Consider the following 4,070-nt stretch of genomic DNA (forward strand, 5'->3'; position numbering starts at 1 on the left):
TGCGGATCTGGCGGGCCGCTTGCAGGAATTGGTGGGTGGGATTGAGGTGAATCTGGCTGCACCGCTGCCAGATGACGATGACTACGCGGGCGAGTTGGCCACAGGCAACACCGTTTAATGGCGGGCAAAACGGATAAAGCTGCAGTAGTGATCAACGGCTGGCGGGTCTATGCGCACCCGCTATTCCTAGATCAGCTGGAGGCGCTAATAACGGAAGTGGAGGCTCTCCGCCAAAAGGATCCCCAGGGGTATAGAAGCAAAGCCGCCAGTAAGCATCTAGCGGCGATAACCAAGTTGATGCTCCACGACATCCCTTTGGAGCCCAGCCGCAAGGAGTTTCAGCAGGGTTCAACCCTTGGAAACGAATATCGGCACTGGCGCAGGGCGAAGTTCTTCCAGCAATACAGGCTTTTCTTTCGCTTTCACAGCCGCTCAAAGGTGATCGTGCTCGGTTGGGTTAATGACCAGCAGAGCAAGCGCGCCTACGGCAGCAAAAGCGATGCCTATCGAGTTTTTCAAGCCATGCTGGCCAGCGGACATCCGCCAGATGACTGGGAAGAGCTGCTTAAAGAAGCCATGCAAGGGAATAGACGCATACAGCAGATCACCGAACAATTATCTTGATGCGTAGCAAAGGATTAGCTCATTGCAAATGGCCTCATTGCATCACATCTGATGTAAGTGCACCGCACAGCTGAAACATCTCTTTCAACTCACTCTAAAAGGAAAGTTGATGTTTTTTATTTGCACTACTTGTTTTTAAAGTGCTAGGGCTCTTTTTTTTGCTGTAGGGCTAGCAAAAGAAGCGCGATATAACTCAGTAGCACTCATTGATTGTGGATTAAGCACCTCGCCATATGGATTTGCAGTTAGGCCTGGATTGATTACACCACTGCCCATTGTCATGGCACCACGCTGTTGGAATAAAAAGCCGTAAACGGGGTGAATACGTAGTTGATCAAGGAAATCAGCAGTGCTAAGCGGACGGCCATCATCACCAAGTAATGGTTGGCCTTGCGCATCTAATGGTTCAAGGCAATCGCTAGCATTTGAATCTTTACTGGCATTAAGCCTAAAACTTGCACCTAGTTGACCTTTAAATACATCAAAAAATGTGCCGTGCACATCACCACCAGTGCGGCCTTCTGCTTCTGAAAAGGCCCGTTCAAGCAGTCGTTCTTTACGTAATTGCATAACTAAACTAGCTGCTGCATCACGTTCAGCGGCCACTGCTGCCACCTTTTTGGCAGAAGCTTCCTCCATCTGACGTTCACGTAATTCAACTTGTTGTTCAAGTAGTTGTTTTTGACGTTCTGCTTCTTGTAGTCGTGCATATTCCTCTGGATTAATTTCAGAAAAACGTGTTAGTTGCTGCCGTACACCACGCAATTCTTTTTCTAATTGGTTGCTGCGGCGCCGTTCAGATTTAAGCGCTTCTGTAAGGCCGTCTTTGCTATGGCTGGTAAGAGCAGTTGCCCCCAAAGTGGTGTCAACAGGTTCTGCTCGGGTTTGTGACCCTTGGGTTTGTGACCCCTGGTGTAACCCCTGATTGTCTGAGTTATTGGCGATGGATTCCTGGTCGTTGCTTAATAGATCAGCAGCATCCTGGCTGTCGCCAGTGGCGGAATAAGTCTGATCATTGCTTGAGAGTTGTGTTGTCATGACCCGTCTCGGCTGTCGATGGAATAGCAACCCATCACGGTGTTGCTTATTCCCTATTGCCGAGGTAATGATCAGCAGCCCTAGGCAACAAATACGGGCGGAGCAGCCCCTGGCCAAATATGAGGGGAACCGGTTCACTCCATCGTCCTCATACACCCCTGCAGATCATCCGCAGCTAACTAATCCAGGCCAAACGGCTGCCCTCAGCCTCAAGATACATTTTGTTGAACTTGCTAATTCAATAGCAGAATGTACCCATGACTGCCGCCGTCTCAACTCTCTCCGCAATTCCGATGGACCCGCGCATAAACGCCATCGCTTCTGGGATCGCTGCGACCATTCCGGCGGCACAGGTGCGGTTGTTCGGATCCCGTGCCCGAGGTACCGCCCGGCCCAACTCAGACGTGGATCTACTGATCACCGTCCCTGATCCTTGGCTTGCTAGCCACGACCGCATTCGTGTGTTGGGTGATCTCTGGCGCCGCTTCTCCTGTCATCAGTTACCTCTGGATCTGCTGATCTATTCCGAGAGCGAAGTGATTGAGCGTCAACAGTTACGCAGTGCCGTCACCACCCAGGCCTACCAAGAGGGGATCCTGCTGCATGGCTGATCCCGATGCTGTGCGCTACTTGCGGATCGCCCAGGCAGATCTTGCGGAAGCACGGCGCATGGTGGAGCTGTTAGGTTTTCGTGATAGCAGTATCGGTTTTTTGCTGCAGCAGGCTTGTGAAAAAGCCTTGAAAAGTTGGATTCATTCCCGTGGAGGTATGGCTCCATTCACCCACGATCTGGTGGCGTTGAGCGATTGGTTACAAGAGGCAGGCCTAGATCTCAGCCCATACGAACGGGTTGCTGATCTCACCTTCTTTGCGGTTCAAACCCGTTACGACGACAGTTTAGAGATCAAGTCCCCTGATTGGCCGCTCCTAGTAGACGTCACAGCAATGCTAATCGAGGAGGCACAACGTCAACTATGATTACTTAAAACCCTTTCCTAATACGCCCTAATCGCCAAGCCTTGAAATCGGCACTTAACTCATCCTCACTTAGGCCGAGGCGCTCAAGTTCGGCCTGCATCAGGCGGCCCGCTTCTAACAGCCGTTCGCGATCACTCAGTTCACCCTGCTGTGGCAGAGGTACATAAAGGCCAATGGTGCGACCGTGTCGAGTTACCTCGATTGGTGTAGCCGACTCAAGACGGGAGGCCAGTTGTGCCCTCAGCTCACGAATGCCGACGCGACTAGCCACGGCCCTTGCTCGTTAAAATGTGTACACATCTTAAGGCTTTCTTGCCCTTTTCGCTTCTTAGTGGCTTGGCAGCTCATTAAGGCAATGTTTGTTCACTGTTGCCAAAGCTTTTAGGAGCGGGGCGAATTCCTCGTAGCCAGCACCAGCGGCCTGGCGGGCCTCTTCTCGGCTCATAATCAGAGCCTCACTGAGCACTCACGCAGCGAGGTAAGCAATAATTCACGGCTCTCCTCTTGGGCATTAACGCCGAGCACCTGCTCTACCCAACCGATCCACCACTCCCCATCACGCTTAACAACGGCCGTATATGTCTGGTTCATGGCAATCACTGTTACCTATCAAGCAATCTAAGTCCACTGGGCTAACGCCTGCCGTAGAGGAGTTAGCTGCTCATGCAGAAAATCTTCCGAAGATCAACGTAACTAATAGAAACAGCTGCTGATACTCAACCCTGCCAATTTGGAGTGAGTAAATGTTCCAAATATGCGTTCACCAATCAGCGGTTGAACAAAGTTTCCGATACCGCCATCGTTATAAGAGGCGCCAAATTCCAGTACTGCAAATTTTTGTGTATTGCGCGTATGGATCAACATCAGGTGACGTGGACCCCGAAAACTGAACCAGCCCTTATGAGAGCTTCCTTACCGGCCAGATTTGGCTAGGAGAAGCTCCATGAAACGCAAACGCCACAACCCTGAGCAGATCATCCGCAAGCTGCGCACCGCGGAACAACTGCTTAACCAAGGCCAAGCTGTCGCCGATGTCTGCAGAGCTCTGGAGGTCTCAACCCCTACTTATTACCGCTGGCAGCAGCTATATGGCGGGATGTAGACGCAGTCGGGCGGAGCCCATAAGCGACTGAGGCCAAACGCCTCAAGGAGCTTGAGCTGGAGAACACACGGCTAAAGCGATTATTGGCAGACGCCGAATTGGATAAGGCGATGCTCTAGCCGCAGGCCCGGCGAAGCCGTAGGAGCTTGTTGCGCCGCGAGGCGCACCTGCGGTGCGACGGGAAACTTCTGAGCCCGGAGCGTCGTCGCAGGGCCGTGGTGGTTCTGCATGATCGATTCCGGGTTTCTCAACGTCGTGCCTGCCGGTTGACAGGTCAACACCGCAATACCCAGCGGCGCCCTGTTCCGCCAGCAGACATCGAGGAGCA

6 protein-coding genes and 1 pseudogene are annotated in these 4,070 nt (G+C 52.3%); 4 read left to right on the plus strand and 3 right to left on the minus strand.

Annotated elements, in window-relative coordinates:
- The first annotated feature begins 117 nt into the window (after positions 1-117).
- Positions 118-624 (plus strand): type II toxin-antitoxin system YhaV family toxin, encoded by a 507-nt coding sequence (locus KB557_RS09375; RefSeq protein WP_255133566.1) that lies wholly within the window; start codon positions 118-120, stop codon positions 622-624.
- Positions 625-759: 135 nt separating this feature from the next.
- Here the strand turns inward: KB557_RS09375 and KB557_RS09380 are convergent, their stop codons facing one another.
- Entirely contained in the window at positions 760-1,662 is a 903-nt protein-coding gene (locus KB557_RS09380; protein WP_255133568.1) for a hypothetical protein, read from the minus strand.
- A gap of 359 nt (positions 1,663-2,021) precedes the next feature.
- On the opposite strand from KB557_RS09380, the gene KB557_RS09385 reads away from it, so the two are divergent.
- Both KB557_RS09385 and KB557_RS09390 read left to right on the plus strand, forming a co-directional pair.
- Positions 2,022-2,273, plus strand: coding sequence for a nucleotidyltransferase domain-containing protein (locus KB557_RS09385; protein WP_255133571.1), 252 nt, complete (start codon positions 2,022-2,024; stop codon positions 2,271-2,273).
- A complete protein-coding gene (locus KB557_RS09390) occupies positions 2,266-2,640 on the plus strand; it encodes a HEPN domain-containing protein (protein ID WP_255133573.1) in 375 nt (124 codons plus the stop codon). Before KB557_RS09385 ends, KB557_RS09390 begins: the two co-directional genes overlap by 8 nt.
- Positions 2,641-2,644: 4 nt before the next feature.
- On the opposite strand, the gene KB557_RS09395 is transcribed toward KB557_RS09390, so the two are convergent.
- Both KB557_RS09395 and KB557_RS09400 read right to left on the minus strand, forming a co-directional pair.
- Entirely contained in the window at positions 2,645-2,911 is a 267-nt protein-coding gene (locus tag KB557_RS09395; RefSeq protein ID WP_255133575.1) for a prevent-host-death protein, read from the minus strand.
- A gap of 176 nt (positions 2,912-3,087) precedes the next feature.
- Complete coding sequence (locus tag KB557_RS09400; protein ID WP_255133576.1) at positions 3,088-3,231, minus strand: hypothetical protein; 144 nt, start codon at positions 3,229-3,231, stop codon at positions 3,088-3,090.
- Positions 3,232-3,583: 352 nt separating this feature from the next.
- On the opposite strand from KB557_RS09400, the pseudogene KB557_RS09405 reads away from it, so the two are divergent.
- Positions 3,584-4,070: pseudogene (locus KB557_RS09405) on the plus strand (transposase); the annotation flags it as partial.

This window comes from Synechococcus sp. Cruz CV12-2-Slac-r (genome assembly GCF_024346075.1).
In the GTDB taxonomy this organism is placed as follows: domain Bacteria; phylum Cyanobacteriota; class Cyanobacteriia; order PCC-6307; family Cyanobiaceae; genus Synechococcus_D.

Coding starts and splice junctions, on each gene's coding strand:
- KB557_RS09380 (WP_255133568.1), bottom strand. CDS start 1,662: ATGACAACACAACTCTCAAGCAATGATCAGACTTATTCCGCCACTGGC.
- KB557_RS09390 (WP_255133573.1), top strand. CDS start 2,266: ATGGCTGATCCCGATGCTGTGCGCTACTTGCGGATCGCCCAGGCAGAT.
- KB557_RS09375 (WP_255133566.1), top strand. CDS start 118: ATGGCGGGCAAAACGGATAAAGCTGCAGTAGTGATCAACGGCTGGCGG.
- KB557_RS09400 (WP_255133576.1), bottom strand. CDS start 3,231: ATGAACCAGACATATACGGCCGTTGTTAAGCGTGATGGGGAGTGGTGG.